The sequence below is a fragment of the Curtobacterium sp. NPDC087080 genome (assembly GCF_044745105.1).
Taxonomy (GTDB): domain Bacteria; phylum Actinomycetota; class Actinomycetes; order Actinomycetales; family Microbacteriaceae; genus Curtobacterium.
Map to the genome: position 1 here is coordinate 534,933 of NZ_JBIUZP010000001.1, position 23,780 is coordinate 558,712.

Consider the following 23,780-nt stretch of genomic DNA (forward strand, 5'->3'; position numbering starts at 1 on the left):
CGGAGGACTCGAACTCCTCCGGACGACGGCGTCGGTGGTGCTAGCGGAGGAGCGAGAGCACGCCCTGGGTGCTCTGGTTCGCCTGCGCGAGCATCGAGGTGCCGGCCTGGCTCAGGATGTTGTCGCGGGTGTACTTGACCATCTCCTGCGCCATGTCGACGTCGGTGATGCGCGAGCTCGCCGCGGTGAGGTTCTCCTTGGCCACGTTCGTCACGTTGATGGCGTGGTCGAGACGGTTCTGGACCGCACCGATGTTGGAACGCGCAGCCGAGACGTACTTGATCTCGTCGTCGATCTTGCCGATCGCGGTCTGGGCGTTCGCTGCCGAGTCGAACGTCAGCGCACCGACGTTCGTGGCGACGGTCCCGACGTTGGCCTTCGACAGGTCGATCGAGATCTGGCTCGCGGACGTGCCATCGGCGCCGACCTGGAAGGTCAGCGACCCGTTGCCGGTGCCGTCCGTGCTCGCGGTGCCGTCCAGCAGCTTGATGCCGTTGAAGTTGGTCGAGCCCGAGATGCGCGTGAGCTCGTCCTTCAGCTGGCCGACCTCGGTCGAGATCGCGGTGCGGGACTCCGCGTTGTTCGAGTCGTTACCCGCCTGGACGGCCAGGTCGCGCATGCGCTGGAGGATCGAGTGGGTCTCGGTGAGGCCACCTTCAGCGGTCTGCACGACGGAGATGCCGTCCTGCGCGTTGCGGGCGGCGACCGTGAGGCCACCGACCTGCGACTTGAGTCCCTCGGAGATCGTCAGGCCCGAAGCGTCGTCTGCAGCGCGGTTGATGCGGAGACCCGTCGAGAGCTTCTCGAGGGACTTCGACAGGTCGTTCTGCGTCGCGTTGAGGTTCCGGTACGTGTTGAGTGCCGAGAGGTTGGTGTTGATGGACATACCCATGGTGGTTTCCTCCGTGAATCCTTGGGTGGTGGTGCCTGCCCGTCCATGGGCTGACATCCGTGACTCTCGGCAGGTTCGCCGAGGTCGTTAGGTGTCGGCGAGGAAATCTCCTCGCCGAAGATCAACTGGCCGCCACGGCCGTCGGCGCCGACGCGTCCTGCACGGCCCTGGCGACCCCGGCGGCCGCGTTCGCCGCGACCCGCGCCAGGTACGCGCTCCGACGTGCGGCGGTGGTGCGGGACACCGGCTCGACCGCGGTGCCGTCGCCGTAGTGCTCGGCCAGTCCGTCGCGCAGGAGCCGCATCGCCTCGGACCGCTGCTGCGACACCGCGGAGTGCGTGATCCCGAGCTCGGCGGCGACCTCGGTGACCGAGCGGTCACCGAAGTAGACGTTCTCGACCACGAACCGCATCCGGTCGGGCAGCGCGGCGACGGCGGCGCGCAGGTACCGGCGCTTCTCGGCTTCGAGCAGGTCCTCGCCGGGCAGCGGCTGGTCGGACGTGATGACGTCGTGCACGGTCTCGTCGATCGTGCCGACCGTGCGGCCCGCGTCGGACATGGCGTCGGCGGCGGTCTGGCGGTCGACGCCCATCGCGTCGGCGATCTCCTGCACGCCGACGGAACGACCGAGTCGGGCGGACAGGGCCTCCTGCGTCGCGAGGGTCTCGCGGATCCGCTTCCGGGTGCCACGGGAGGCCCAGTCGGCAGAGCGCATGTCGTCGGCGAGGGCACCGGTGATACGGGTGCGGGCGTACGCGCCGAAGGGCACGCCGAGATCCGGGTCGAACGCCTCGGCGGCGGCGACGAGTGCGAGGGACCCGACGGCAGCCAGGTCGTCGCGGTCGAGGTGGGTGGCGCGCGCACGGACGTCCGACACGATGTAGCCGACGAGCGGCAGGTGTTCCACGATCATCGCGTTGCGTGCGTTCCGGTCCATTGGCTTCCCCTGGTCGACGTGCTGACTGACCCGTCCGTGGGCGCGACGGACACCGGCCCTCGGGAGGCCGGTGCGGTCGACGAAGAACCACCCGGTTCCCTCCGGGCGGTGCACCCGCGCCCCTGCGACGCGGTGCGGGGGCGAGCCCCTGCGGTGCGTTCCGAATGTATCGGCTGGGAAGTCCCCGGTGCCGGCTGTGAACGTCCCCAGTGCGGGGGGACGCGGGGTTCCGACGGTCCGCACTTCGGCGGACACACGGGCCGGAACGACCGTTCTCGTCCCCCGCTCTGGGTGACATCTCGTCCCCCGCCCACCGACGACCGGGAGGCTCGACCCGCCCCCGACTCGTCCCTCACGTCCGCCTCGTGGTCGCGTCCACCGCCGTGGTCCGCTTACGCCCGACCGACCGGCGTCGATAGTCCCCGCTGTCCACCGGAAGGCGGACCGGAACGACCCGACCGTCGCCGACACCGATCCCGAACCGGGAGGAGCCATGAGCGTGAACGACCTGTCCGCCGTCCTCTGGCGCGAGCGCGAACTGCTCGAACTGCTCACGTTCAAGCTCGAGGAGGAGCAGCTCCTGCTCGCCGCCGGGCGCTCCCGCTGGGTGTCGCACGCCAGCCGCGAGGTCGAGCAGGTGCTCGAACGCCTCCGCAGCACCGGACTCGAGCGGGCCGCGTCGAGCGCCGCCGTCGCCGAGGAGTGGGGCGTCGACCCCGGCGCACCGCTGCGCGACGTGGTGGCCGCTGCCCCGAACGGCCCCTGGGGCGAGATCCTCGCTGCGCACCTCACCGCGATGGTCGAGCTGACGACGCAGATCGGCGCGCTCCGCGACGAGAACGACCGCTTCCTCCGCACCGCGACGCAGGCCACCGAGGAGACCCTCGCCGGCTCGGTCGGCGACGCGTCCACCTACGACGCCTCGGGCAGCTCCGGCTCCCGCTCCGACGGCGCACGCCTGTTCGAGGGGACCCTGTAGCACCGTGGTGAGCACCTTCGGATCCCTCGCGACCGCCTACTCCGGCCTGACCGCAGCCCGCGCGGGCATCGACGTCACCGGGCAGAACATCGCGAACGCCGGCACCGCCGGGTACACCCGCCAGCGCGTGACGCAGTCGTCGGTCCCCGCCGTCCAGACCGGCTTCGTGCACGGCACCGCGGCCCTCGCCGGCCAGGGCGTCTCGGTCGACGGCATCGCCCGTCTCGGCTCCCTGACGCTCGACGCCGGCCTCCGCACCGCGACCGGCTCCTCGGCGTGGGCACAGACCCGCGCGACGGGCCTCTCGACGATCGAGGACGGCCTGCACGAACCCGGGAAGAACGGCCTCTCGGCGCAGCTCGACGTCTTCTGGTCGGCGTGGAGCGACCTCGCCGCGCACCCCGACGACGCGGGAGCCGCCTCGACCGTGATCGCCGCGGCCTCCACGGTCGCGGGCAGCCTGGCCACCGGTTCGAAGGCCCTCGACACGCAGTGGACCACCGTCCGGTCGACCGCCGCGACCCAGGTCGACCAGCTCAACGGCGCCGCCGCGCAGGTCGCCGACCTGAACGGGCAGATCCGGTCGACCCTCGCCGCCGGCGGCAACGCGAACGAGCTGCTCGACCAGCGCGACCAGCTCACCCAGCAGATCGCCGGACTCGCGGGCGGCACGGTCCGGACGAACACCGACGGGACCGTCGACGTGCTGCTGGGCGGCAACCCGCTCGTGCAGGGCGACACCGTCCGCACCGTCGCACTCGACGGCGGCACCCGGCTCGGCGACGGGACGGCCGTCGCCCTCCGCTGGACCTCGGGCAGCGCCAGCACGGTGACACTCGACGGCGGCTCGATCGGCGGTGCGCTCTCGCTCCTCGCCCCGGCCTCCGGCGGCACCGGTGGAGCGATCGCCGAGGCCTCCGCCGCGTACGACCGGGTCGCGACCCGGCTCGCCGAGACCGTGAACGCCGAGCACGCGAAGGGCACCACGCCCTCGGGGGCCACCGGTCAGCCGTTCTTCGCCCTCGCCACCGGCACACCGGCGGCCCAGGGACTCTCGGTCGTCCCGACGGACGGCACGGGCCTCGCGACGCGGAACGCGGCGGGGGAACTCGACGACTCGTTCGCCGACACGCTCTCGCGACTCGGCGCGGTCGCCGGGGGTGCGGACAGCACCTGGGCGACGTTCGTGGCGGGGGTGGGCAGTGCCTCCCGGACGGCCACGTCGGAGGCGACGCTCACCGGACTCGCCCTGACCAGCGCACGCACGCAGCAGCAGTCCGGGGCCGGCGTCGACCTCGACGAGGAGAACGTGGCCCTGCTGAGCTACCAGCACGCCTACCAGGGCGCGGCGCGCGTCCTCACCGCGGTCGACGAGATGCTCGACACGCTCATCAACCGCGTCGGACTCGTCGGGAGGGGCTGACCGTGATCACCCGTGTGACCACCCAGATGTCGATCGCATCGGCGACGGAGCGACTGCAGGCCAACGCCGCCCGTGTGGCCGAGGCCACGCAGCGCGCGACCACGCTGCAGGCGATCGCGAAGCCGTCGGACGACCCGGTCGGCACCGGTTCGTCGATGCAGGTGCGGAAGGAGCAGGCCGCCGCCGCGCAGTACACGCGCAACGCGAACGACGCCGTCGGCTGGCTCGCGACGACCGACAGTGCCCTCACCGGTGCCCACTCGGTGCTCGCGACGGTGCGGGACCTGACCGTTCAGGCCGCGAACTCCGGTGTGATGGACGACACCGCCCGCGACGCGTTCATCACGCAGTTCCGGGCGCTGAAGGCCGACCTCGAGTCCGCCGCCAACAGCACCTACGGCACGCGGTCGGTGTTCGCGGGCTCGTCGACCTCGTCGACCGCGTACACGAGCGCCGACGGCTTCGCCGCTGCGACCACGGCGGTGTCCCGACGGGTCGGCGACGCCCAGACCGTGCGGGTCGACACCCCGGGCGCGGCGGCGTTCGGCTCGGGCGCGTCATCGGTCTTCGCGGTGATCGACGGCATCGTCGCCGACCTCCAGAACGGTGTGAACGTGAACCCGAAGCTCAACGACGTCGACGCCGCACTCGGGACCCTTCGCTCGGCACAGGCCGACGTCGGTGTGCGGCACGCGGCGGCGCTCAGCGCGCAGGACGCGCTGAAGACGTCGTCCGTCGCACTCGAGACCCGCCGAGCCGGCATCGAGGACCTCGACCTCGCCGGTGCCGTCCTCGACCTGCAGGTACAGCAGACCACCTACCAGGCAGCCCTCGCCGTCACCGCGAAGGTCCTGCAGCCGACCCTGATGGACTACCTCCGATGAGCATCGACCTGACCTTCCCCACGCCCCCGTTCGGGCTGTCGCCGGCGCCCGTATTCACCCTGGAGCCCGTCGACGGCGCCGAGGGGCTCTTCGCCCTGCACGGCGACGACGCGCGGCTCTTCCTGCTCGACGCCGCGGTGCACCTGCCCGACTACGCGCCCGAGCTCACCGACGAGCAGGCGGCGACGATCGGCCTGACCGACCCCGCCGACGCGATGCTGCTCGTCGTCGCCAACCCGGGGCCGTCCGGCACGACGGTGAACCTGCTCGCCCCGGTCGTCGTGCACGCGCGCACGGCCGTCGGCGCGCAGTTCATCCTCGAGGACCAGGACCTGCCGCTGCGCGCCGAGCTCGCGCGGCGGTAGCGCGCGGCGGGCGCGCGGCGAGGCGCTAGGTCGTCTCGCGATCGCACGCGTTCTTCGACATCGCGCCCGTCGCGTCGGGCCTGCGCTGTCGTACGACTCGCCCGCTGTCGTACGACAACGGGTTTGTCGTACTTCTCGCGCAGCTGCGCTCGCCCGCGGCTGCCGCGACAGATCCGCTGTCGTACGACAGCAACTTCGTCGCACTTCTCGCCGCCGCCACTCCTGCACAGCCGGGAGGCTCGACTCACCATCCCCAGTTCAGCTCACCCCCGCCGATCGCCCCGGTCCAGGACGCGAGGCTGGCGGACATGCACGAACGAGTCCTCGCCGTCCCGCTGATCCGGACGAGTCACTCCACCTCCGCAGAGCGCCGCGCACTGCAACGTCGTGCACAGCGCGGCGAGCTCCGGCCGATCCGTCCCGGCGTCCTGGTCGATCCAGCAGCGGTCACCGACCTCCTGCCGGAGGAACACCACCTCCTGCTCGTGCGCGCCACCGCGCACCGCATCCGTCCCCCGAGACTGCTCGCTCACCGCAGCGCCGCACTCGCCTACGGGCTCCCCCTCGTCGGTGCCCCGCCGGACCGGGTCGAGCTGCGGGACCCACGGCGGTCTCGCGTCGAGACCACCGCGTACCTGCGGACCCGCCCGGTCGTCGCGCGAGCACCTCGCGGGAAGTGGGACGGCACGCCGCCGTACAGCCCGTCGATGTTCGCCGGCGTCACCGTCGAACCACTCGTCGACGTCCTGGTCGATGTCGCCGCGACCGAACCGCTCTGCACCGCGCTCCCGATCATCGACGCCACGTTGCACGGCCGTCAGCTGCTCCCGTCGATGCTCTCGGAGGCAGCCGGGGCGGCTACCGCTGCACACGACAAGGCGGCGACGGCACTCGGGATGGGGTCGGCGCTGTCGGACTCCCCGGCGGAGTCGGTGTGCCGAGTGCGCTTCCGGCAGCTGGGAGCGCCGGCGCCCGTCCAGCAGCACGTCTTCACGCGGCCCGGCGAGCGGACCGCAGTGGTCGACTTCTGGTTCCCCGACCAGGGCGTCGTGGTCGAGGTCGACGGGCGGGGGAAGTACGGCGAGGGCCTGGAGGCCGCTACCGCGCGCTGGCACGAGAAGCAGCGCGAGGACTTCGTCCGTTCGTTCCCCGAGGTCAGGACCGTCGTCCGGGTCGTCTGGGCCGACCTGGTGGAGCCCGAGCGACTCCGGGCGAAGCTCCTCCGAGCGGGCATCCCGTGCCGGTGATCTCCGACGGGTCGACGCGCGCGGCGACCAGCGCGAGCGGAGCTCCCACCGCCCGGGCGTACCGTCTCCGTCATGGCCCGACAGCACAACGACGGGGCGATCGTGCCGATGCCGCCCGCCCCGGTCCAGCCCGACACCCGCGACGACCGGACCCCGACGCCCGACAGCCCGAAGGGGTGGGCGAAGATGCTCGACCGCGTGATCGCGGTGCAGCGCCCGGTGGTGGTCGCGCACGTGAACGCGATCCGACGACGTCACCCGGACGCGAGTCCGGCCGAGGTCATCCAGATCCTCGAGCGGCAGTACCTGGCGGCGGTCACGACCGGTGGCGCTGCCGTCGGCGCGAGTGCGGTCATCCCCGGCGTCGGCATGGCTGCGGCCCTCGGGCTGAGCGGTGCCGAGACCGTCGGCTTCCTGGAGGCGACCGCTCTCTTCGCGCAGTCGGTGACGGAGGTGCACGGCATCGCCCTCGAGGACCCCGAGCGCTCCCGCACCCTCGTGATGGCCCTCATCCTCGGCGCTCCCGGCACTCAGCTCGTCAAACAGCTCGCCGGTCAGGCCGCCGGCGGCCAGGCGCGCTCGGCGTTCTGGGGCGAGATGGTGACGGCCTCGCTGCCGAAGCAGGTCGTGAGCGGCATCGGCGGGAAGGTCCGCGACCAGTTCATCAAGCGGTTCGCCGCTCGGCAGGGTGCATCGGTCCTCGGTCGTGCGCTTCCGTTCGGCATCGGTGCAGCGGTCGGGGGGCTCGGCAACCACGCGTTGGGCAAGAAAGTCGTCCAGGCCTCCCGCGAGGGCTTCGGCCTGCCCCCGCGGCACTTCACCATCGTGCTCGAGGCGAAGCCGACGAAGGAGCGCGGCCGCGCCGCCAAGGCGAAGGGCGCGCTGGACGAGCGATCGGACGACCACGAGCGCCGCGCGCTGCCGTGGCGTCGGAAGAGCCGGGCCGACGACGACCTGTGGGCGGACACCCCGCACCGCGAGGAACGCGACTGACGCACGCGACGACGTGATCACGTCGACGGACGGGAGGTGCGGTGCCAGCTGGCACCGCGCCTGCCGTCCGTCATCGGCTCACGGGATCACGCGCGCCGCTTCGGCGTCCGCACCACCTGTCCGGCGTGCGCGAACCCGCCCCCGAAGCCGAACAGCAGGGCGAGCGCGTCCTCCGGCAGCTCCCCGCGGTGCCAGGCCTTGGACAGTCCGAGCGGCACGCTCGCAGCCGAGGTGTTCCCCGACTCGACGACGTCCCGCACGACGTACTTGTCCGCTCCGCCCAGCGCCGCGGCGAGGGGCTCGATGATGCGCAGGTTCGCCTGGTGGAACGCGAACACCGCGATGTCGTCGAGGGTCACCCCGGCGGCGGCGACCACCCTGCGTGCGTGGCCCTCCGCTTCGGTGATCGCCCACCGGTAGATGGACCGGCCCTGCTGGGTGAAGTACTCGGGGTCCCGCGTGACGAGGACGGCCTCGTTCAGGTGCGGCACGCTCCCCCAGGACACGGGACCGATCTCCGCGGTCTCCGACGCTCCGATGACGACGGCACCGGCGCCGTCGCCCACGAGCACACAGGTCGACCGGTCCGTCCAGTCGGCGATGCTCGACAGCGTCTCGGACCCGATCACGAGCGCGGTGTCCGACGAGCCGACGCGGATCGACTGGTCGGCGAGGGCCATCGCGTACTCGAACCCGCTGCACGCGGTGTTGATGTCGATCGGCGCTGGTCCGTTCGCCATCCCGAGCGCCGCTGCGACCCGACCGGCGGTGTAGGGCGACCGCTCGCGGTGGGTGGTCGAGGCGACGATCACGAGTCCGATGTCGGACGGTTCGAGGCCGGCGTCGGCGATCGCCATCCGGCCGGCCTCGATCGCCATCGACACGACGCTGTCATCCGGTCCGGCGATGCGGCGGGTCCTGATGCCGGTGCGGGTGGTGATCCACTCGTCGTTCGTGTCGACCATGGTCGACAGCTCGTCGTTGGTGAGGACCCGTTCGGGCTGGTGGTGGCCGAAGCCGAGGATGCGGCTGCCACGGAGTGCTGGCGTGTTCACCCGCGGCACGCTACTCCCCTCCGCGGCGCGCTCATGCCGGGCCGGGCATGCAGGGACGTCCAGGTGGCCCGCCGCTCCTCACTTCCGCGAGGCCGCCGTCGCACGGTCGTTCGCGCGCTTGATCGCCTGCACGAGTTCGTCCTTGTCCATCGTCGAGCGTCCGCTGACGTCGAGACGCTTCGCGACCTCCATGAGGTGCGCCTTCGTGGCGTTCGCGTCGACGCCGCCGTGGGTCTCGCCGGAACCGCGCGTTCCCGCTGCGCCGGAGTCCGACGGGCCGGAGGAGTCCTTCTCCTCCCAGTGGTCGCCGACCTTCTCGTACTCGTGCTTCACGGCGGCGTACGCCGTGCGGTGTGCGCGCTCCCCCGGTCCGTACGTCTCGTTGGCCGAGTCGAGCGTCTCGGTGAAGATGTCCTGCGCGTGCTTCGGCGACCGCTGCAGGGTGCTGGGGATCTCGTCCTTCGCGGGCATGGGTGCGTCCTTCCGTCCGGGGTGTGTCGACCGCTCGCCGTGGAGAGCGGGCCACTCCCTTCTACGCCGGGCGCATGACCGGTACCCGCAGGGCCTGGTCCGCACACCGGGCCGGGCGTAGACCGGGGTCATGGACTACACACACCTCGGACGGACAGGGCTGTCGGTGTCACGGGCGGTGCTCGGCACGATGAACTTCGGCCCGGAAACCAGCGAGGACGACTCGCACGCGATCATGGACCGGGCGCACGAGTTCGGCGTGAACTTCTTCGACACCGCCAACGGCTACGGCGGCTCGGTGGGCAAGGGCGCCACCGAGGAGATCATCGGCCGCTGGTTCGCCAAGGGCGGCGGCCGACGCGAGAAGACCGTCCTCGCGACGAAGGTCTACGGCGACATGACCGACTGGCCGAACGGCGGCAAGCTCAGCGCGCTGAACATCCGGCAGTCGCTCGACGCGAGCCTCCGCCGGCTGCAGACCGACCACGTCGACCTGTACCAGTTCCACCACGTCGACCGGGCGACCCCCTGGGACGAGATCTGGCAGGCGATCGACGTCGCCGTGCAGCAGGGCAAGGTCCTCTACGTCGGCTCCTCGAACTTCGCCGGGTGGCACATCGCCCAGGCGCAGGAGGCCGCCGCCCGTCGGGGCACGCTCGGCCTGGTCAGCGAGCAGTCGATCTACAACCTCGTCGTCCGCGACGTCGAGCGCGAGGTGCTGCCGGCCGCCCGCGAGTACGGCCTCGGCGTCATCCCGTGGTCGCCGCTGCAGGGCGGCCTGCTCGGTGGCGTCATCGAGAAGACCGAGAACGGGTCCCGCCGCCTCTCCGGCCGCAGCGCCGAGTACGTCGAGGGCCACCGCGACCAGCTCACCGCGTACGAGTCCTTCGCGAAGGAGCTCGGCCACACCCCGGGCGAGCTCGCCCTGGCCTGGCTGCTGCACCAGCCCGGCGTCACCGCGCCGATCACCGGCCCACGCACCATGGAGCAGTGGGAGTCCGCGGTCCGTGCCGTCGACATCCGTCTCGACGAGGCGGCGCTGGCGCGCCTCGACGAGATCTTCCCGGGGCACGAGACCTCGCCGGAGGACTACGCCTGGTGACCTGATCCCGCGGCGCACCACGCGTCGCGTCCGCGAGCACGGCCGGGAGGCGCGGTGCGGGTCCGACCCGCGCCGCGCCTCCCGGCCGTCGTTGCGTCAGTCCGTGTGCTCACCGGCTGCTGTCGGACCACGGAACCGACATCGAACCGGCCCGCTCGCCTGGTTTGATCTCGGTTCCCCGGTTCGAACGGCACGCACCGCACGAGACGCCCCGCACACGACGACGGGCCCCGCGCCTGCTGTGTGCGCGGGGCCCGACGTGCGGGTGGTGCGGTGGCTAGCGGACCGAGACCGGGGTCTCGTCGCGCTCCTCGTAGAGGACGTAGCCCTCTTCGCCGTGGACCGCCGTGTCGATGCCGGCGACCTCGTCCTCGGTCTTCACGCGGAAGCCGATGGTCTTCTCGATGGCGAAGCCGATCACGAAGGCGAGCACGAACGAGTAGACCAGGACGACTCCGGCGGCGACGGCCTGCTTGCCGAGCTGCGCGAAGGAGCCCGAGTAGATGAGGCCGGTGGTGTCGGCGAAGATGCCGAGGTAGAGCGTGCCGAAGATACCGCCGACCAGGTGGACGCCCACGACGTCGAGCGAGTCGTCGAAGCCGAGACGGTACTTCCAGTCGATCGCGAAGCAGCAGACCACACCGGCGAGGAAGCCGAGCAGGATGCCCCAGCCCGGGGTCAGCGCGGCACAGGCCGGGGTGATCGCGACGAGGCCGGCGACGGCACCCGAGGCAGCGCCGACGGAGGTGGCCTTGCCGTCCTTGAGCTTCTCGATGAGCAGCCAGCCGAGGATCGCGGCTGCCGGGGCCGCGAGGGTGTTCACCCAGGCGAGCGAGGCGATGCCGTCGGCCGCGCCCTCGGAACCCGCGTTGAAGCCGAACCAGCCGAACCACAGGATCGCGGCACCGAGGAGGACGAAGGGCGGGTTGTGCGGCTTGTGCGCACCCTTGGCGAAGCCGACGCGCTTGCCGAGCACGAGTGCCAGGGCGAGGCCCGCGGCACCGGCGTTGATGTGCACCGCGGTACCACCGGCGAAGTCGATGACGCCCCACGTGGCGAACATGCCCGAGGTGAGGTTGAACACCCACGAGGCGACCGGGAAGTAGACGACCGTGACCCAGACGCCGGCGAAGATCATCCACGCGCCGAACTTCGCGCGGTCGGCGATCGCGCCCGAGATGAGCGCGACGGTGATGATCGCGAACGTGGCCTGGAAGCCGACGAACGCCATCGACGGGTACGCCGCGTTGATGGTCGAGGCCTTGGCCTCCTCGAACGCCTGGCCGAGGCCGATCTGGTTCCAGTCGATGCTGAAGAACCCGACGATGCCCGCGACGTTCGTGCCCTCGCCGTGGTTGGCGAAGGCGATCGCGTAGCCGTAGAGCACCCAGAGGACGCCGACCAGGGCGATCGCCCCGAAGGACATCATCATCATGCTGATGACGGACTTGGCCTTCACCAGGCCGCCGTAGAAGAAGGCCAGGCCGGGTGTCATGAACAACACCAGCGCCGCCATGATCAACACGAATGCCGTGTTGCCCTGATCAAGCATCTGTTCACCTCTCGCGATTGCAGTGCGGCTCTCGGGACCGCCCTCGGGTGTTCAGAGTCTGGCGACGCGACGTTTCGCGAGGGAGCACGATGTGTTTCGCGGGTGTAACGCGTCGGCCCCTCATGTGAACGATGTGTTTCGGGCCGCTCCGACGGGCCCGTGCGGGAGCGGCGAGGACGCCGACCGACCTGGAGCACGTCGCGCCACGCGAACGACGGACGGGAGGCGCGTGGCGGGGCCGCCACGGGCCTCCCGTCCGTCGGTGGCTCAGTCGGCCGCGCGGGACAGCGCGACCACGCGCGATGCGGCCCGCAGGTACTTCTTGCGGTAGCCGCCGTCGAGCATCGCCTGCGGGTAGACCTGGTCGAGGGGCGTGCCGGACGCGACGATGCGGACCTGCCCGTCGTAGAGCCGGTCGACGAGCGCGACCCACCGCAGTGCGTCGGTCTGGTCGGTGAACGCCTGCACGTCGGTGAGCCCGACGGCGTCGAGCCCGTCGACCATGGCGACGTACTTCGACGGGTGCACGTTCGCCAGGTGCGCGACGACCGCGCGGAAGTCGTCGAGTGTCGTCGTGCCCTCCGGCAGGGCACCGGGGACGTCGTCGACCGTGCGGGCAGACTCGTCGACCGCGCGGCGGCGGTAGTCGAGCCCGTCGATCCGCATCGTCTCGAACCGGTCGGACATGGCCTGGATCTCGCGGAGGAAGTCCTGCGCGGCGAACCGGCCCTCGCCCAGGGCGCCGGGCGGGGTGTTCGACGTCGCCGCGAAGCGCGTGCCCGACTCGGAGAGCTCCTTGATGAGCCGCGTCATCACCATCGTGTCGCCCGGGTCGTCGAGCTCGAACTCGTCGATGCAGACCAGGGACGTCCCGCGGAGCAGGTCGACCGTCCCCTGGAACCCGAGCGCGCCGACGAGCGCGGTGTACTCGATGAACGTGCCGAAGGTCTTGCGGGACGGCTCCGCGTGGTACGCCGCTGCGAGCAGGTGGGTCTTGCCGACACCGAACCCGCCGTCCAGGTACACCCCCGAGCGCGCCGGCTGGACCGGTTCGCGGCGGCGGCCGAACAGTCCGCGCTTCGCCGGCTCGGGCCGGGCGGCGACGAAGGCCTCGACCGCGTCGCGGACCGCTGCCTGCGACGGGTACTCCGGGTCCGGCCGGTAGCTGGCGAACGACGCGTCGGCGAACTGCGGCGGCGGGACGAGCGCAGCGGCCATCTGCTGCGGCGTCACCTGCGGATCACGGTCGACGAGGTGTGCAGGCAAGTGTGGCCCCTCCGGGAAGCATGTCGTGCGGTGTCACGTTGCAGGTGGCGGTCGGTACGTCCGCGTACCGTTGCCCGCGGGCACCGAGGACCGATCCTATGCCTCGTCCGCTCCGCTCGTCCCGCACCTGGAGGTACCCCCGATGACCGCACCGGTCGACCCGTCCGAGAAGTTCGCCGCCTACGCCCACCCCGAGCGCCTGGTGTCGACCGAGTGGCTGCAGGAGCAGCTCGACGCCGGTGCCGGCTCCCCCGACCTGGTGGTCGTCGAGTCCGACGAGGACGTCCTGCTCTACGAGACCGGACACGTGCCCGGCTCGGTGAAGATCGACTGGCACACCGACCTCAACGACCCGGTGCAGCGCGACTACATCGACGGCGAGGCCTTCGCCCGGCTCGTCGGCGGCAAGGGCATCGGCCGCGACACCACCGTCGTGATCCACGGCGACAAGAACAACTGGTGGGCCGCGTACGCCCTCTGGGTCTTCACCCTGTTCGGCCACGAGGACGTCCGCCTGCTCGACGGTGGCCGGGCGAAGTGGATCGCCGAGGACCGTGCGCTCACCACCGACCGCACCGAGGTCACCCCGGTCGAGTACCCCGTCGTGGAGCGCCGCGACGAGCAGGTCCGCGCCTTCAAGGACGACGTGCTCGAGCACCTCGGCAAGCCGCTCATCGACGTGCGCAGCGCTCCCGAGTACTCCGGCGAGCGCACCACGGCGCCGGACTACCCGGAGGAGGGCGCCCTGCGCGCCGGACACGTCCCGACCGCCGTGAACATCCCCTGGGCGACCGCAGCCGCTCCGGACGGCACGTTCAAGAGCCGGCAGGAACTGGACGCCGTGTACCGCGAGGGCGCTGGCATCGGCGACGCCGACGAGGTCATCGCCTACTGCCGCATCGGCGAGCGCTCGAGCCACACCTGGTTCGTGCTGCAGCACCTGCTCGGCTACGAGAACGTCCGGAACTACGACGGATCCTGGACCGAGTGGGGCAGCGCCGTGCGCGTCCCGATCGCCACGGGCACCGAGCCGGGTACCGTTCCCACCCGATGAGCCCCGAACTCCCCCGTCCCCTCGCCGAGATCCGCGACGACTTCCTCGAACTCTCGCAGCAGGACCGCCTCCAGCTGCTCCTCGAGTTCTCCGACGAGCTCCCCGCGCTGCCCGAGCGGCTGCAGGGGCACGAGGACGAGCTCGAGCGCGTCGAGGAGTGCCAGTCCCCCGTGTTCATCACCGTCACGGTGGGTGCCCCGGGTGATGCGCCGGACGTGGTGCGGATGCACGCGACGGCGCCGCGCGAGGCGCCGACCACCCGCGGGTTCGCGTCGATCCTGGCGCAGGGGCTGTCGGGGCTGACGGCGTCCGAGGTCCTGGCGGTCCCGGTGGACTACCCGCTGACGCTCGGGCTCACCGAGGCGGTCAGCCCGCTGCGGATCCGGGGCATGGTCGGCATGCTCGGCCGGGTGCAGCGGCAGGTGCAGGCGGCCGCTGCGGACTGATCGCGGTCTGCTGACGGACGGGAGGCGCGGTGCCGGTCGGCACCGCGCCTCCCGTCCGTCAGTCCGTCGGGACGCGACATTCCTCTCGCTGGTCGTCCCCGCTCCTCCCGTGCCAAGATCGAGGAGTCATCGGGGGGGGGGGAGACAGCATGGCGAAGGTCCACGGCACCGATCGGAGCACGCCGGGTCCGACGCTCGAGGACGTCCCCATGCTCCTCGTCGGAGAGACGGTCGACGCCGTGTGGGTCGACCACGCGCTCCGACTCCTGTTCTCGAACGGCTCGCGCGTCGTCCTGGAGTGCCCGTTCTCGCTCGGTCGGTCACCCGACACCGCAACGATGATCGACCCGGAGGGCGACAAGTCGGGGCTGGTGCCGGCTCTCCGCCTGCACACGCTCGAGGTCACCGCGGCGCACGCCACGGGATCGACGCTGACGATGGCGTTCTCGGACGGCTCCCGACTGACCGCCGGACCGCATCCGGAGTTCGAGTCGTGGCACTACTCCGGACCGGAGACCCCTCCGACGATGATCGTCATGATGCCGGGCGGTGGCCCTGCCGTCTGGCTCCACCACGACCCGACGGGGCAGGAATCGGCGGAACGGGTCCGGTCACTCCTGCTCGCGTACCTCGACACGCTCCCCGCGCAGCGAACGGCGGTGCTGCGCCAGCAGGCCGAGGCGGTCCGGGCCGTCCGCGAGACAGCTCCGCGGATCTGGGACGTCGTGCTCGCGGAAGCTCCTCGAGCCGACTTCGCCGACGGCCCCCTCCCGGGATCCCTGGCCTACCGCACCGACGAGGCACCGCTCGCGGGTGAGGTCCTCGTCTGGATGCGCGACGGCCGGATCGACTCCGTCGAGCTCCCGTGGTTCACGACGGAGATGCCGGCCGGACTCCCCAGGCCGGAACAGCTCATCCGCGATGCGGTCGGCGGCGACGGAGCCCAGGGTGTTCGGTAGACGGAAGAACGCCGAGCGGTCGGCGCAACGGGTCCACCAGGCCGACAGCCGCGAGGAGCTGTTCGCGCAGCTCTTCGCCGAGACCCGCGCCGACCCCGAGGCACTGTTCACGATCGAGGTCGTTGACCACGCGCGACCGGGGCAGGATCTCGACGAGCGCGCGCAGCGACTGCGCCGGACCGGGGTGGCGCGGACACCGCTGGCAGCCCCGGACCCGACCGTCGCCCCTGCGTCCGCCGCGACCGCCGACGCCTTCCACCCGCTGAGCCGACCGCCCTTCTCGGCAGCAGCCGGTGACGTCTTCCTGATCCCGGACGGGACGGGCGGCGCACTGCTCGGGCACGTGATCGCCGAGGTCTTCGACGCCGTGTACGTCGCCGTCTTCCGGCGCCCGGAGGACGTCCCGCCGCCGGCGGACCCGCTCGTGGTGCTCGCCACACGACCCGTCGTCGCCGGACTCACCCTGCCCGCTCGGTTCCAGCCGGGCATGTGGGAGGTCGTCGGCACGGCCACGCCCGACGCGGCACGACTGCTCCCCGCGTACTCGTGGGGCACTGCCGCGGACGGCGTGCACGTCACGGACTTCTCCGGCAGCAGGTCACGGCCCGCGAGCGTGATCGAGGCCGAGACCGTCCCGCGCCAGGTGGTCGTCTCCCCGTTCTTCGTCGACATCGCCGTCCGGGCGGTGACCGGCGTGGTCGACTGGCACCCGGACTTCGAACACCTCCGCTACCGGGCGACACCGCGATCCGCCGACCGCTTCCCCGAGGCATGACGTGACGACCTCCGGCACGAGCGTGCCACTGCTCCGCGTGACGCTCCCCGACCGCCCCGACGTCCCCACCCGGGCTCACGAGATCCTGGCGGCTGCCCCGGACGACACCGATGTGCTCGAGTACGACGCTCCCGCCGCCGGGATCGCCCGCGCGCTGCGCCGCAGCAGACGAGCGGGGCAGCCCGGCAACGATGTGCTCCTGGCGCCCCTCGACGCGCTCGGTGACGAGCTCGTCCTCGTCCGGCAGGTCGACCTCGGCGACGAGCTCGTCACGGTCCTGCTCCGAGCGGCGGACGAGGCGTTCCTGTCCGCCGCGGTCGTCGACCGTTCCGCCGGGGTCGAGACCATCAGCGTTGCCGAACTCGCGACGCTCCTCAGGGGCTCGGCGGCACCCGGTGCGGACCGGGCGCTCGAACTCGTCCGACTCCTCGCGCCCGACGACCGCATGAGGCTCTTCGAGCAGGGCGCTCGATCGGCCGCTCGGACGTTCGCGACGAAGTACGACCTCGCGGCCGAGCGCGGGTTCACCGTCGACGACCTCGGGTCCTTCGTGGACGCGGTGTCCTCCTTCGGCGCAGTCGACCTGCAGTGCTGTGCGCTGGGCGCCCACGGGGCGCTGGTGACCGTCGCGTTCACGGCGGACCGCACCGCGGTCCTCTCGACGACGAGCGCGCGACGCTCCCCGGCCGACCAGGACGACGACCGACCCTGACCCAGGACGACCTGGAGGCACGGTGCCAGCTGGCACCGTGCCTCCAGTCCGTCCGTCGGTCGCGTCTACCGGGCGCTGGTCGCGTCCGTCGGCTGCACCACCTCGGTGAGCCACGCGAGGATCCGCGCGTCGAACCAGTCCGCGTCGTGGTTCCAGAGCTTGGTGTGCCGAGCGGTCGTCTGCACCTCGAGCCGGACGATGTCGGGCCGCACCCGCGCCAGCTCGTGCGACGCGGACGACGGCACGAAGCCGTCGTCGTCGCTGTGCAGGATGAGGATCGGGACGGTCAACTCGTCCGCTCGGGCGACCATGTCGAGCTCACGGAGGTCGACCGGCTGCTCGAGACCGACCACACGGTGCAGGACCGGCGTCCGCAGGAGTCGCTGCGCGACCTTCCGGACCGGCCGCGGCAGCTTGAGCACCCGGCTCTGCGACTTGAGCACCTCGTGCCAGTCGACGACCGCGGACTCGAGGACGATCCCGTCGACCATGTCGGCGAAGCGCGAGCGGACGAGGGTCTGCAGGACGACCGCGCCACCCATCGACCACCCCATGAGCACGACGCTTCCAGCGTTGCGAGCGGCGAGCCAGCGGAGCACGGCGTCGACGTCCTCCCACTCCGTGGTGCCGAGCCCGTAGCGGCCGTCGGGGCTCCGCGGTGCGACGCCGTCGTTCCGCCACGAGGCGAGCACGACCGAGTAGCCGGCGGCCCGGAACACGGGGACGGCGCGGATGGTCTCCGCCCGGGTGACCCCGCGACCGTGCACGAGCACGGCCCAGGGCGCGTCGGGGTCGTCGGCGCGGACGATCCACGCGGGCGAGGGTCCGTTCGGTGTGGGGATGTCGACGTCCTCGACCGGGACGTCGAGCTCGCCGGGGGTGAGGTAGAACCAGCCACCCCACCGTCCGCGGCGAGCGGAGGTCGGGTCGCCGGCGTCGACGGCGATGATGCGCCGGGTCACGGTCGTCTCGGTCGTGCCGAGCACGTCGCCGATCCGCATGTGCCCGGTCCCACCGCCGAACCAGAGGCTGTACCGGCCCTGCAGCTCGGTGTCGGCGGTGCGTTCGAGGGTGACCGTCATCCGGTCCGGGTCGACCGCGTGGATCGGGACCCGCTCGGCGCGCTTGCGGTCCGGCGTGACGACGGCACGGGCGACGGCGGCGACGAACCCACCCACCACGGCGGTGCCGACCGCGGCGGCCGCGATGCCCGCCCCGAGTGCGATCAGGCCGACCGAGCGCACGGCGTCCTGGGCGGCGTCCTCGGCGGGTCGCGCGGATCGGGACATGGTGCGGAGCCTAGTCTGCAAGCGTGTCCGAATCCGCAGAGCCCGAGGCCTTCGCGCGTCTGCGCGAGCTGGTCGCGTCGGGCGGGACCCGCACCGAGACCACCGTCACCGAGATCCCGTCGCCGTCGCGGATCGCGCCCCACTCGATCGCCCTCGCTGCGGACGTCTCCGGCGCCGTGCACGGCATCGACTCCGACCTCGGGACCGGCCGCTTCATCGCCCTGTACGACCCCGAGGAGCCCGAGGGCTGGGGCGGCGCGTTCCGCGTCGTGACCTTCGCCCAGGCACCGCTCGAGCCGGAGATCGGCGTCGACGAGTTCGTCGCCGACGTGACGTGGAGCTGGCTCGTCGACGCGCTCGCTGCCCACGGCGCGACGTACGACCGGGCCTCTGGCACGGCGACCAAGATCATCTCGCGCGGCTACGGCGACCTCGCAGCCCAGGGCGACGGAGCGCAGCTCGAGCTCCGGGCCTCGTGGACGCCCCGCGACGAGGACCTGACCGCGCACGTCGAGGCCTGGGAGGAGATCGTCGCGATGCTCGCGGGACTCCCGCCGGCGTCCGACGGCGTGACCCTGCTGGCCCCGAGGAGGACCACGAAGTGACCGACCCCGCCAGCCAGGCCCGCCACGCCGCGTCGGGCGCCTCGGCCGACCCCGCGTTCGAGGACTCGCACGACACCGTCCGCGTGATCGAGGACCGTGACGAGTACCTGCAGGCGGTCGCCGCGATCGCCGCCGGACACGGCCCGGTCGCGGTCGACGCCGAGCGGGCGAGCGGCTACCGGTACTCGCAGCGCGCCTACCTCATCCAGGTCTTCCGCCGCGGCGCCGGCGCGTTCCTGTTCGACCCGATCGCGATCGGCGACTTCGCGGAGCTGCAGCAGGCCATCGTCGACGAGGAGTGGCTGTTCCACGCCGCCTCGCAGGACCTGCCCTGCCTGCAGGAGGTCGGCCTCGTCCCGACCCGCATCTTCGACACCGAGCTCGGTGCCCGGATCGCCGGGTTCCCCAGGGTCGGTCTCGGTGCGGTGGTCGAGCAGCTCCTCGGCATCACGCTCGCGAAGGCGCACTCCGCCGCCGACTGGTCGACGCGCCCGCTCCCCCAGGCCTGGCTCGTGTACGCCGCGCTCGACGTCGAGCTGCTCCCCGACCTGCGCGACGCCCTCGCGTCGGTGCTCGACGCCGCCGGCAAGTCGCGGATCGCCGCCGAGGAGTTCGCCGCCGTGCTGAACCGCGCGCCGAAGCCGCCGAAGGCCGAGCCCTGGCGGCGCCTGTCCGGCATGCACGCGCTCCGTGGCGCCCGTGCCCTGGCGATCGCCCGGTCGCTCTGGACCGCCCGCGACGCCTACGCCCGCGAGGTCGACACCGCTCCGGGCCGGATCGTCCCCGACTCGGCGATCGTGGCTGCCGCCGCGGCGAACCCGACCTCGAAGTCGGAACTCAGCGCCGTGAAGGCCTTCACCGGCCGCGCCAGTCGGTCCGAACTCGACCGCTGGTGGGCCGCCGTCGAGGAGGGGCGCACGACCGAGGACCTGCCGAAGCTCCGCGGGACCGGTGAGGTCACCCTCCCGCCGCCCCGGTCCTGGGCCGACCGGAACCCCGAGGCGGACCTCCGGTACAAGGCCGCCCGGGCCGCCGTCGTCGCGCGCGCCGAGGAACTCGACGTCCCCGTCGAGAACCTGCTCACCCCGGAGACCCTGCGGGTGGTGTCCTGGGAACCGCCGACGCCGATCGCGACCGAGACCGTCGGGGCCGCACTCGCCACGCACGACGCCCGCCCGTGGCAGGTCGAGGAGACGGCGTCGATCATCGCGCACGCGTTTGTCGAGGCCGCACAGCAGCCTGCTGCCGAGAGCAACACCGGCTCGTAGGAACACCCCAACCGGCATGCGTCTGCTCAGCCGGCGGGCATAGCGTCGGTACCGTCGCCGGGTCCAGCCCGGCCGGTCGGGGCGGAACGTGCCCCGACTCGATCGAAGAGGATCTGGAGGCCCGGATTGCCCAAGGCATCAGACGTCGTGTTCGTGGACGGTGTACGCACACCGTTCGGACGAGCCGGTGAGAAGGGGGTGTTCTGGAGAACCCGCGCGGACGACCTCGCGGTCCACGCGATGCGCGGTCTGCTCGACCGGAACAGCCAGCTCGACGGCGCGGCGGTGGACGACGTCGCCGTGGCCGCCACGACCCAGCAGGGCGACCAGGGCCTGACCCTCGGCCGCACGGTCGGCATGCTGGCCGGCCTGCCGAAGTCGGTCCCCGGCTACGCGATCGACCGCATGTGCGCCGGTGCGATGACGAGCGTGACGACCCTCGCCGGGGCGATCGCCTTCGGCGCCGCCGACGTCGCCATCGCCGGTGGGGTCGAGCACATGGGTCGCCACCCGATGGGCTTCGGCGCCGACGTCAACCCGCGGTTCGTCGCGGAGCGCATGGTCGCGACCGACGCCCTCGTCATGGGCAGCACCGCCGAGCGGCTGCACGACCGCTTCCCCGCGATCACGAAGGACCGCACGGACGCCTTCGCCGTCCAGTCGCAGCAGCGCTACGCCGCTGCGTGGGCTGCCGGCAAGCTGCAGCCCGACGTGATCCCGGTCGAGGTGAACACCGGCGAGGGCTGGGACATCGTCACGACGGACGAGCCGCCGCGACCCGGCACCACCCTGGAGGCTCTGGCTGCGTTGCGCACGCCGTTCCGGCCCCACGGACGGGTCACCGCCGGCAACGCGGCCGGGCTGAACGACGGCGCCACCATGAGCCTCCTCGCGTCCGAGGACGGCGCGAAGCAGCACGGCCTGCCGACGAAGATGCGCATGGTCTCGTTCGCCTTCGCCGGTGTCGAGCCCGAGGTGATGGGCGTCGGCCCCGTTCCCGCGACGGACAAGGCGCTCCGCAAGGCGGGCCTGACGATCGACGACATCGGCCTGTTCGAGATCAACGAGGCGTTCGCCGTCCAGGTGCTCGCCTTCCTCGACAACTACGGCCTCGCCCAGGACTCGCCGAACGTCAACGCCTGGGGCGGCGCGATCGCCGTCGGGCACCCGCTCGCGTCGAGCGGCGTCCGGCTCATGAACCAGCTCGCGGCGCAGTTCGCCGAACGACCGGACGTCCGGTACGGCATCACGACGATGTGCATCGGCCTCGGCCAGGGCGGGACCGTCATCTGGGAGAACCCGAACTTCAGCAAGAGCGCGGCACGGAAGGCGGCCTGACGATGACCACCACCCCGATCGACCAGCTGACCGAGCTCAGCGCCGACGAGGTCGTCACCCACTCGTACGTCAAGCACGTGCCCCTGCCTTCGGGCGGCACGCTGGCGCTCGTCACGCTCGACAACGGCAAGGACTACAAGCGCCCCTCGACGCTCGGGCCGCGCACCATGCGCGAGCTGTCCGACGTGCTCGACACCCTGCGCGCAGCGGCGTCCGCCGGCAGCATCCAGGCCGTCGCGATCACCGGCAAGGAGTACTGCTTCGCCGCCGGCGCCGACCTGTCCCAGGCGGCGGCACTCCCCTCGCGCGAGGTCGCTCACGAGCTCGGTGCGCTCGGTCACGCCACGCTGCGCAAGCTCTCCGACCTCGGTGTGCCGTCGTTCGCCTTCGTGAACGGCATCGCGCTCGGCGGCGGGCTCGAGGTCGCGATGCACTGCACCTACCGCGTGTTCTCGTCGGCGGCGCAGGGCATCGGCCTGCCCGAGGTCTTCCTCGGCATCATCCCCGGCTGGGGCGGCGCCACGCTGCTCCCCCGCCTGATCGGGCCGGAGAAGGCGCTCCGCGTCATCGTCGAGAACCCGCTCAAGAACAACCGGCTCATGGACGGCAAGGCAGCCGTCGAGCTCGGCATCGGCGACGCGCTGATCCCCTCGGTGACCTTCCTGCCGTCCGCGGTCGCATGGGCCGACGGCGTCGTCGCCGGTCGCACCAAGGTCGTGCGGAAGAACGAGCCGGGCATGCTCGAGAAGGCCGCGTGGGGCACCGTCGTCAAGGTGGCCCGAGGGCAGGTCGCCTCGAAGATCGGCACCGTCCCGAAGTCGCCGTTCCGAGCGCTCGACCTCGTCGCCGCGGCGAAGTCGGGGTCGCTCGACGAGCGCTTCGCCGGCGAGGACGACGCCCTCGCAGACCTGCTCGCAGGCGACCAGTTCGCGGCGTCGATGTACGCGTTCGACCTCGTGCAGAAGCGTGCGAAGAAGCCCGTCGGCGCTCCCGAGGGCGTGGAGGCGAAGAAGATCACGAAGGTCGGCGTCCTCGGCGCCGGGCTCATGGCCTCGCAGTTCGCGCTCCTGTTCGCCCGCCGTCTCGGGGTCCCGGTCGTCATCACCGACGTCGACCAGACCCGCGTGGACGCCGGCGTGGAGCGGATCCGCGGTGAGGTCGGCAAGATGCTCGACAAGGGGCGGATCTCCCCCGACGACGCGAACCGCATCACGGCACTCGTCTCCGGCTCGGTCTCCTACGACGCGTTCGCCGACGCCGACTGGGTGATCGAGGCCGTCTTCGAGGAGATGTCGGTCAAGCAGGACGTCTTCCGGAAGATCGAGCAGGTCATCGCCCCCGACGCGATCCTGGCGACGAACACGTCGTCGTTGTCGGTCGACGAGATGGCCTCGGTGCTCGAGCACCCGGAGCGCCTCGTCGGCTTCCACTTCTTCAACCCGGTGGCCGTGATGCCGCTCCTCGAGGTCGTCCGGGCCGACAAGACCTCGGACGAGGCCCTCGCCACCGCACTCGCCGTGGCGAAGACCCTGAAGAAGACCGCGATCATCACCGCCGACCAGCCGGGGTTCGTCGTCAACCGGGTGCTCGCCCGGGTGCTCGGCGAGGCGATGCGCGGCGTCGAGGAGGGCACGCCCTTCGAGACCGTCGCCGAGGGTGCTGCGCCGCTCGGCCTGCCGATGTCACCGTTCGAGCTGCTCGAGCTCGTCGGCCTGCCGGTCGGTGCGCACGTGCTCGACTCGCACCACGCGGCGTGGCCGGAGCGCTTCTACCCCGGTGACGGCCTGAAGCGGATCGCGGAGCACGGCACGATCCTGACCCGCGACAAGAAGGGCAACGCCACCGGGTACGACCCGGCTGCCGTGAAGCTCGTCGCGCCCGCGAAGAAGGACGCGAAGCCGGTCGACGCGGCGACGATGCAGCAGCGGTTCGAGGACGCCCTGGCCGACGAGGTGCACCGCATGCTCGACGACCACGTGGTCGAGCACGTCGAGGAGATCGACCTCGGTCTGATCCTCGGCGCGGGCTACCCGTTCCAGGCCGGCGGCATCAGCCCGTACCTCGACCGTTCCGGTGCCTCCGAGCGGGTCTTCGGCGGCCGGTTCCACGACCCGGCGATCGTCGGTCCCGCCTCGCGCTAGCCGAGGCTCGGACCACCCCGCACAACC

Annotated in this window: 23 protein-coding genes; 16 read left to right on the forward strand and 7 right to left on the reverse strand. The window is 71.9% G+C overall.

What is annotated here, in order from left to right; all coding sequences use genetic code 11:
• Positions 1-40: 40 nt before the first annotated feature.
• On the reverse strand, positions 41-892 hold the full coding sequence (locus ACIPEQ_RS02510; protein ID WP_402713869.1) for a flagellin: 852 nt from the start codon (positions 890-892) through the stop codon (positions 41-43).
• A gap of 121 nt (positions 893-1,013) precedes the next feature.
• A complete protein-coding gene (locus tag ACIPEQ_RS02515; RefSeq protein WP_402713870.1) occupies positions 1,014-1,829 on the reverse strand; it encodes a sigma-70 family RNA polymerase sigma factor in 816 nt (271 codons plus the stop codon).
• A gap of 493 nt (positions 1,830-2,322) precedes the next feature.
• Between ACIPEQ_RS02515 and flgN the strand changes: the two genes are divergently transcribed.
• The 6 genes from flgN (at position 2,323) to ACIPEQ_RS02545 (ending at position 7,720) form a co-directional block, all read left to right on the forward strand.
• Positions 2,323-2,808: a flagellar export chaperone FlgN gene (gene flgN / locus ACIPEQ_RS02520; protein WP_402713872.1), complete on the forward strand. Its 486-nt coding sequence runs from the start codon at positions 2,323-2,325 to the stop codon at positions 2,806-2,808.
• A 7-nt stretch (positions 2,809-2,815) separates the two neighbouring features.
• Complete coding sequence (flgK, locus tag ACIPEQ_RS02525) at positions 2,816-4,231, forward strand: flagellar hook-associated protein FlgK (RefSeq protein ID WP_402713873.1); 1,416 nt, start codon at positions 2,816-2,818, stop codon at positions 4,229-4,231.
• A gap of 2 nt (positions 4,232-4,233) precedes the next feature.
• The gene (locus ACIPEQ_RS02530) at positions 4,234-5,115 is read left to right on the forward strand and encodes a flagellin (RefSeq protein ID WP_402713875.1); all 882 of its coding nucleotides are present in this window, start codon (positions 4,234-4,236) and stop codon (positions 5,113-5,115) included.
• Positions 5,112-5,480, forward strand: a complete 369-nt coding sequence (fliW, locus tag ACIPEQ_RS02535) for a flagellar assembly protein FliW (RefSeq protein ID WP_402713877.1) — start codon at positions 5,112-5,114, stop codon at positions 5,478-5,480. Before ACIPEQ_RS02530 ends, fliW begins: the two co-directional genes overlap by 4 nt.
• A gap of 308 nt (positions 5,481-5,788) precedes the next feature.
• Positions 5,789-6,727 (forward strand): hypothetical protein, encoded by a 939-nt coding sequence (locus ACIPEQ_RS02540; RefSeq protein WP_402713878.1) that lies wholly within the window; start codon positions 5,789-5,791, stop codon positions 6,725-6,727.
• 72 nt (positions 6,728-6,799) lie between these two features.
• Entirely contained in the window at positions 6,800-7,720 is a 921-nt protein-coding gene (locus ACIPEQ_RS02545; protein WP_402713880.1) for a hypothetical protein, read from the forward strand.
• An 86-nt stretch (positions 7,721-7,806) separates the two neighbouring features.
• Here the strand turns inward: ACIPEQ_RS02545 and ACIPEQ_RS02550 are convergent, their stop codons facing one another.
• Positions 7,807-8,775, reverse strand: coding sequence for a beta-ketoacyl-ACP synthase 3 (locus ACIPEQ_RS02550; RefSeq protein WP_402713881.1), 969 nt, complete (start codon positions 8,773-8,775; stop codon positions 7,807-7,809).
• A 78-nt stretch (positions 8,776-8,853) separates the two neighbouring features.
• Complete coding sequence (locus ACIPEQ_RS02555; protein ID WP_402713883.1) at positions 8,854-9,246, reverse strand: ChaB family protein; 393 nt, start codon at positions 9,244-9,246, stop codon at positions 8,854-8,856.
• A gap of 130 nt (positions 9,247-9,376) precedes the next feature.
• Between ACIPEQ_RS02555 and ACIPEQ_RS02560 the strand changes: the two genes are divergently transcribed.
• Complete coding sequence (locus ACIPEQ_RS02560) at positions 9,377-10,348, forward strand: aldo/keto reductase (protein ID WP_402713884.1); 972 nt, start codon at positions 9,377-9,379, stop codon at positions 10,346-10,348.
• A gap of 277 nt (positions 10,349-10,625) precedes the next feature.
• Here the strand turns inward: ACIPEQ_RS02560 and ACIPEQ_RS02565 are convergent, their stop codons facing one another.
• Together ACIPEQ_RS02565 and zapE are read right to left on the reverse strand one after the other, a co-directional pair.
• Positions 10,626-11,900 (reverse strand): ammonium transporter, encoded by a 1,275-nt coding sequence (locus ACIPEQ_RS02565; protein ID WP_402713886.1) that lies wholly within the window; start codon positions 11,898-11,900, stop codon positions 10,626-10,628.
• A 267-nt stretch (positions 11,901-12,167) separates the two neighbouring features.
• On the reverse strand, positions 12,168-13,118 hold the full coding sequence (zapE, locus tag ACIPEQ_RS02570; RefSeq protein ID WP_402714209.1) for a cell division protein ZapE: 951 nt from the start codon (positions 13,116-13,118) through the stop codon (positions 12,168-12,170).
• A gap of 190 nt (positions 13,119-13,308) precedes the next feature.
• On the opposite strand from zapE, the gene ACIPEQ_RS02575 reads away from it, so the two are divergent.
• From ACIPEQ_RS02575 to ACIPEQ_RS02595, 5 genes are all read left to right on the forward strand, one after another.
• Entirely contained in the window at positions 13,309-14,220 is a 912-nt protein-coding gene (locus ACIPEQ_RS02575; protein WP_209823690.1) for a sulfurtransferase, read from the forward strand.
• Positions 14,217-14,666 carry a SufE family protein gene (locus tag ACIPEQ_RS02580; RefSeq protein ID WP_402713887.1) on the forward strand — a complete coding sequence of 150 codons (450 nt, stop codon included), beginning with the start codon at positions 14,217-14,219 and terminating at the stop codon, positions 14,664-14,666. Before ACIPEQ_RS02575 ends, ACIPEQ_RS02580 begins: the two co-directional genes overlap by 4 nt.
• Before the next feature lie 209 nt (positions 14,667-14,875).
• Positions 14,876-15,625, forward strand: a complete 750-nt coding sequence (locus tag ACIPEQ_RS02585; RefSeq protein ID WP_402713888.1) for a DUF6188 family protein — start codon at positions 14,876-14,878, stop codon at positions 15,623-15,625.
• Positions 15,615-16,400: a hypothetical protein gene (locus ACIPEQ_RS02590; RefSeq protein WP_402713889.1), complete on the forward strand. Its 786-nt coding sequence runs from the start codon at positions 15,615-15,617 to the stop codon at positions 16,398-16,400. Before ACIPEQ_RS02585 ends, ACIPEQ_RS02590 begins: the two co-directional genes overlap by 11 nt.
• 1 nt (position 16,401) lies before the next feature.
• The gene (locus ACIPEQ_RS02595) at positions 16,402-17,112 is read left to right on the forward strand and encodes a hypothetical protein (protein WP_402713890.1); all 711 of its coding nucleotides are present in this window, start codon (positions 16,402-16,404) and stop codon (positions 17,110-17,112) included.
• Positions 17,113-17,177: 65 nt separating this feature from the next.
• Here ACIPEQ_RS02595 and ACIPEQ_RS02600 read toward each other — a convergent pair whose 3' ends face one another.
• Positions 17,178-18,401, reverse strand: coding sequence for an alpha/beta fold hydrolase (locus ACIPEQ_RS02600; protein WP_402713892.1), 1,224 nt, complete (start codon positions 18,399-18,401; stop codon positions 17,178-17,180).
• 23 nt (positions 18,402-18,424) lie between these two features.
• On the opposite strand from ACIPEQ_RS02600, the gene ACIPEQ_RS02605 reads away from it, so the two are divergent.
• From ACIPEQ_RS02605 to ACIPEQ_RS02620, 4 genes are all read left to right on the forward strand, one after another.
• Positions 18,425-19,006: a DUF3000 domain-containing protein gene (locus tag ACIPEQ_RS02605; RefSeq protein ID WP_209676978.1), complete on the forward strand. Its 582-nt coding sequence runs from the start codon at positions 18,425-18,427 to the stop codon at positions 19,004-19,006.
• A gap of 83 nt (positions 19,007-19,089) precedes the next feature.
• Positions 19,090-20,274, forward strand: a complete 1,185-nt coding sequence (locus ACIPEQ_RS02610) for an HRDC domain-containing protein (protein ID WP_402714210.1) — start codon at positions 19,090-19,092, stop codon at positions 20,272-20,274.
• Positions 20,275-20,400: 126 nt separating this feature from the next.
• Positions 20,401-21,612, forward strand: a complete 1,212-nt coding sequence (locus ACIPEQ_RS02615; protein WP_402713893.1) for a thiolase family protein — start codon at positions 20,401-20,403, stop codon at positions 21,610-21,612.
• Between the two features lie 2 nt (positions 21,613-21,614).
• On the forward strand, positions 21,615-23,753 hold the full coding sequence (locus tag ACIPEQ_RS02620; protein ID WP_402713895.1) for a 3-hydroxyacyl-CoA dehydrogenase NAD-binding domain-containing protein: 2,139 nt from the start codon (positions 21,615-21,617) through the stop codon (positions 23,751-23,753).
• Positions 23,754-23,780: the final 27 nt, after the last annotated feature.

Coding starts and splice junctions, on each gene's coding strand:
- ACIPEQ_RS02510 (WP_402713869.1), bottom strand. CDS start 892: ATGGGTATGTCCATCAACACCAACCTCTCGGCACTCAACACGTACCGG.
- ACIPEQ_RS02600 (WP_402713892.1), bottom strand. CDS start 18,401: ATGTCCCGATCCGCGCGACCCGCCGAGGACGCCGCCCAGGACGCCGTG.
- ACIPEQ_RS02540 (WP_402713878.1), top strand. CDS start 5,789: ATGCACGAACGAGTCCTCGCCGTCCCGCTGATCCGGACGAGTCACTCC.
- ACIPEQ_RS02565 (WP_402713886.1), bottom strand. CDS start 11,900: ATGCTTGATCAGGGCAACACGGCATTCGTGTTGATCATGGCGGCGCTG.
- ACIPEQ_RS02545 (WP_402713880.1), top strand. CDS start 6,800: ATGGCCCGACAGCACAACGACGGGGCGATCGTGCCGATGCCGCCCGCC.
- zapE (WP_402714209.1), bottom strand. CDS start 13,118: ATGGCCGCTGCGCTCGTCCCGCCGCCGCAGTTCGCCGACGCGTCGTTC.
- ACIPEQ_RS02580 (WP_402713887.1), top strand. CDS start 14,217: ATGAGCCCCGAACTCCCCCGTCCCCTCGCCGAGATCCGCGACGACTTC.
- ACIPEQ_RS02585 (WP_402713888.1), top strand. CDS start 14,876: ATGCTCCTCGTCGGAGAGACGGTCGACGCCGTGTGGGTCGACCACGCG.
- ACIPEQ_RS02515 (WP_402713870.1), bottom strand. CDS start 1,829: ATGGACCGGAACGCACGCAACGCGATGATCGTGGAACACCTGCCGCTC.
- flgN (WP_402713872.1), top strand. CDS start 2,323: ATGAGCGTGAACGACCTGTCCGCCGTCCTCTGGCGCGAGCGCGAACTG.
- ACIPEQ_RS02555 (WP_402713883.1), bottom strand. CDS start 9,246: ATGCCCGCGAAGGACGAGATCCCCAGCACCCTGCAGCGGTCGCCGAAG.
- fliW (WP_402713877.1), top strand. CDS start 5,112: ATGAGCATCGACCTGACCTTCCCCACGCCCCCGTTCGGGCTGTCGCCG.
- ACIPEQ_RS02620 (WP_402713895.1), top strand. CDS start 21,615: ATGACCACCACCCCGATCGACCAGCTGACCGAGCTCAGCGCCGACGAG.
- ACIPEQ_RS02560 (WP_402713884.1), top strand. CDS start 9,377: ATGGACTACACACACCTCGGACGGACAGGGCTGTCGGTGTCACGGGCG.
- ACIPEQ_RS02575 (WP_209823690.1), top strand. CDS start 13,309: ATGACCGCACCGGTCGACCCGTCCGAGAAGTTCGCCGCCTACGCCCAC.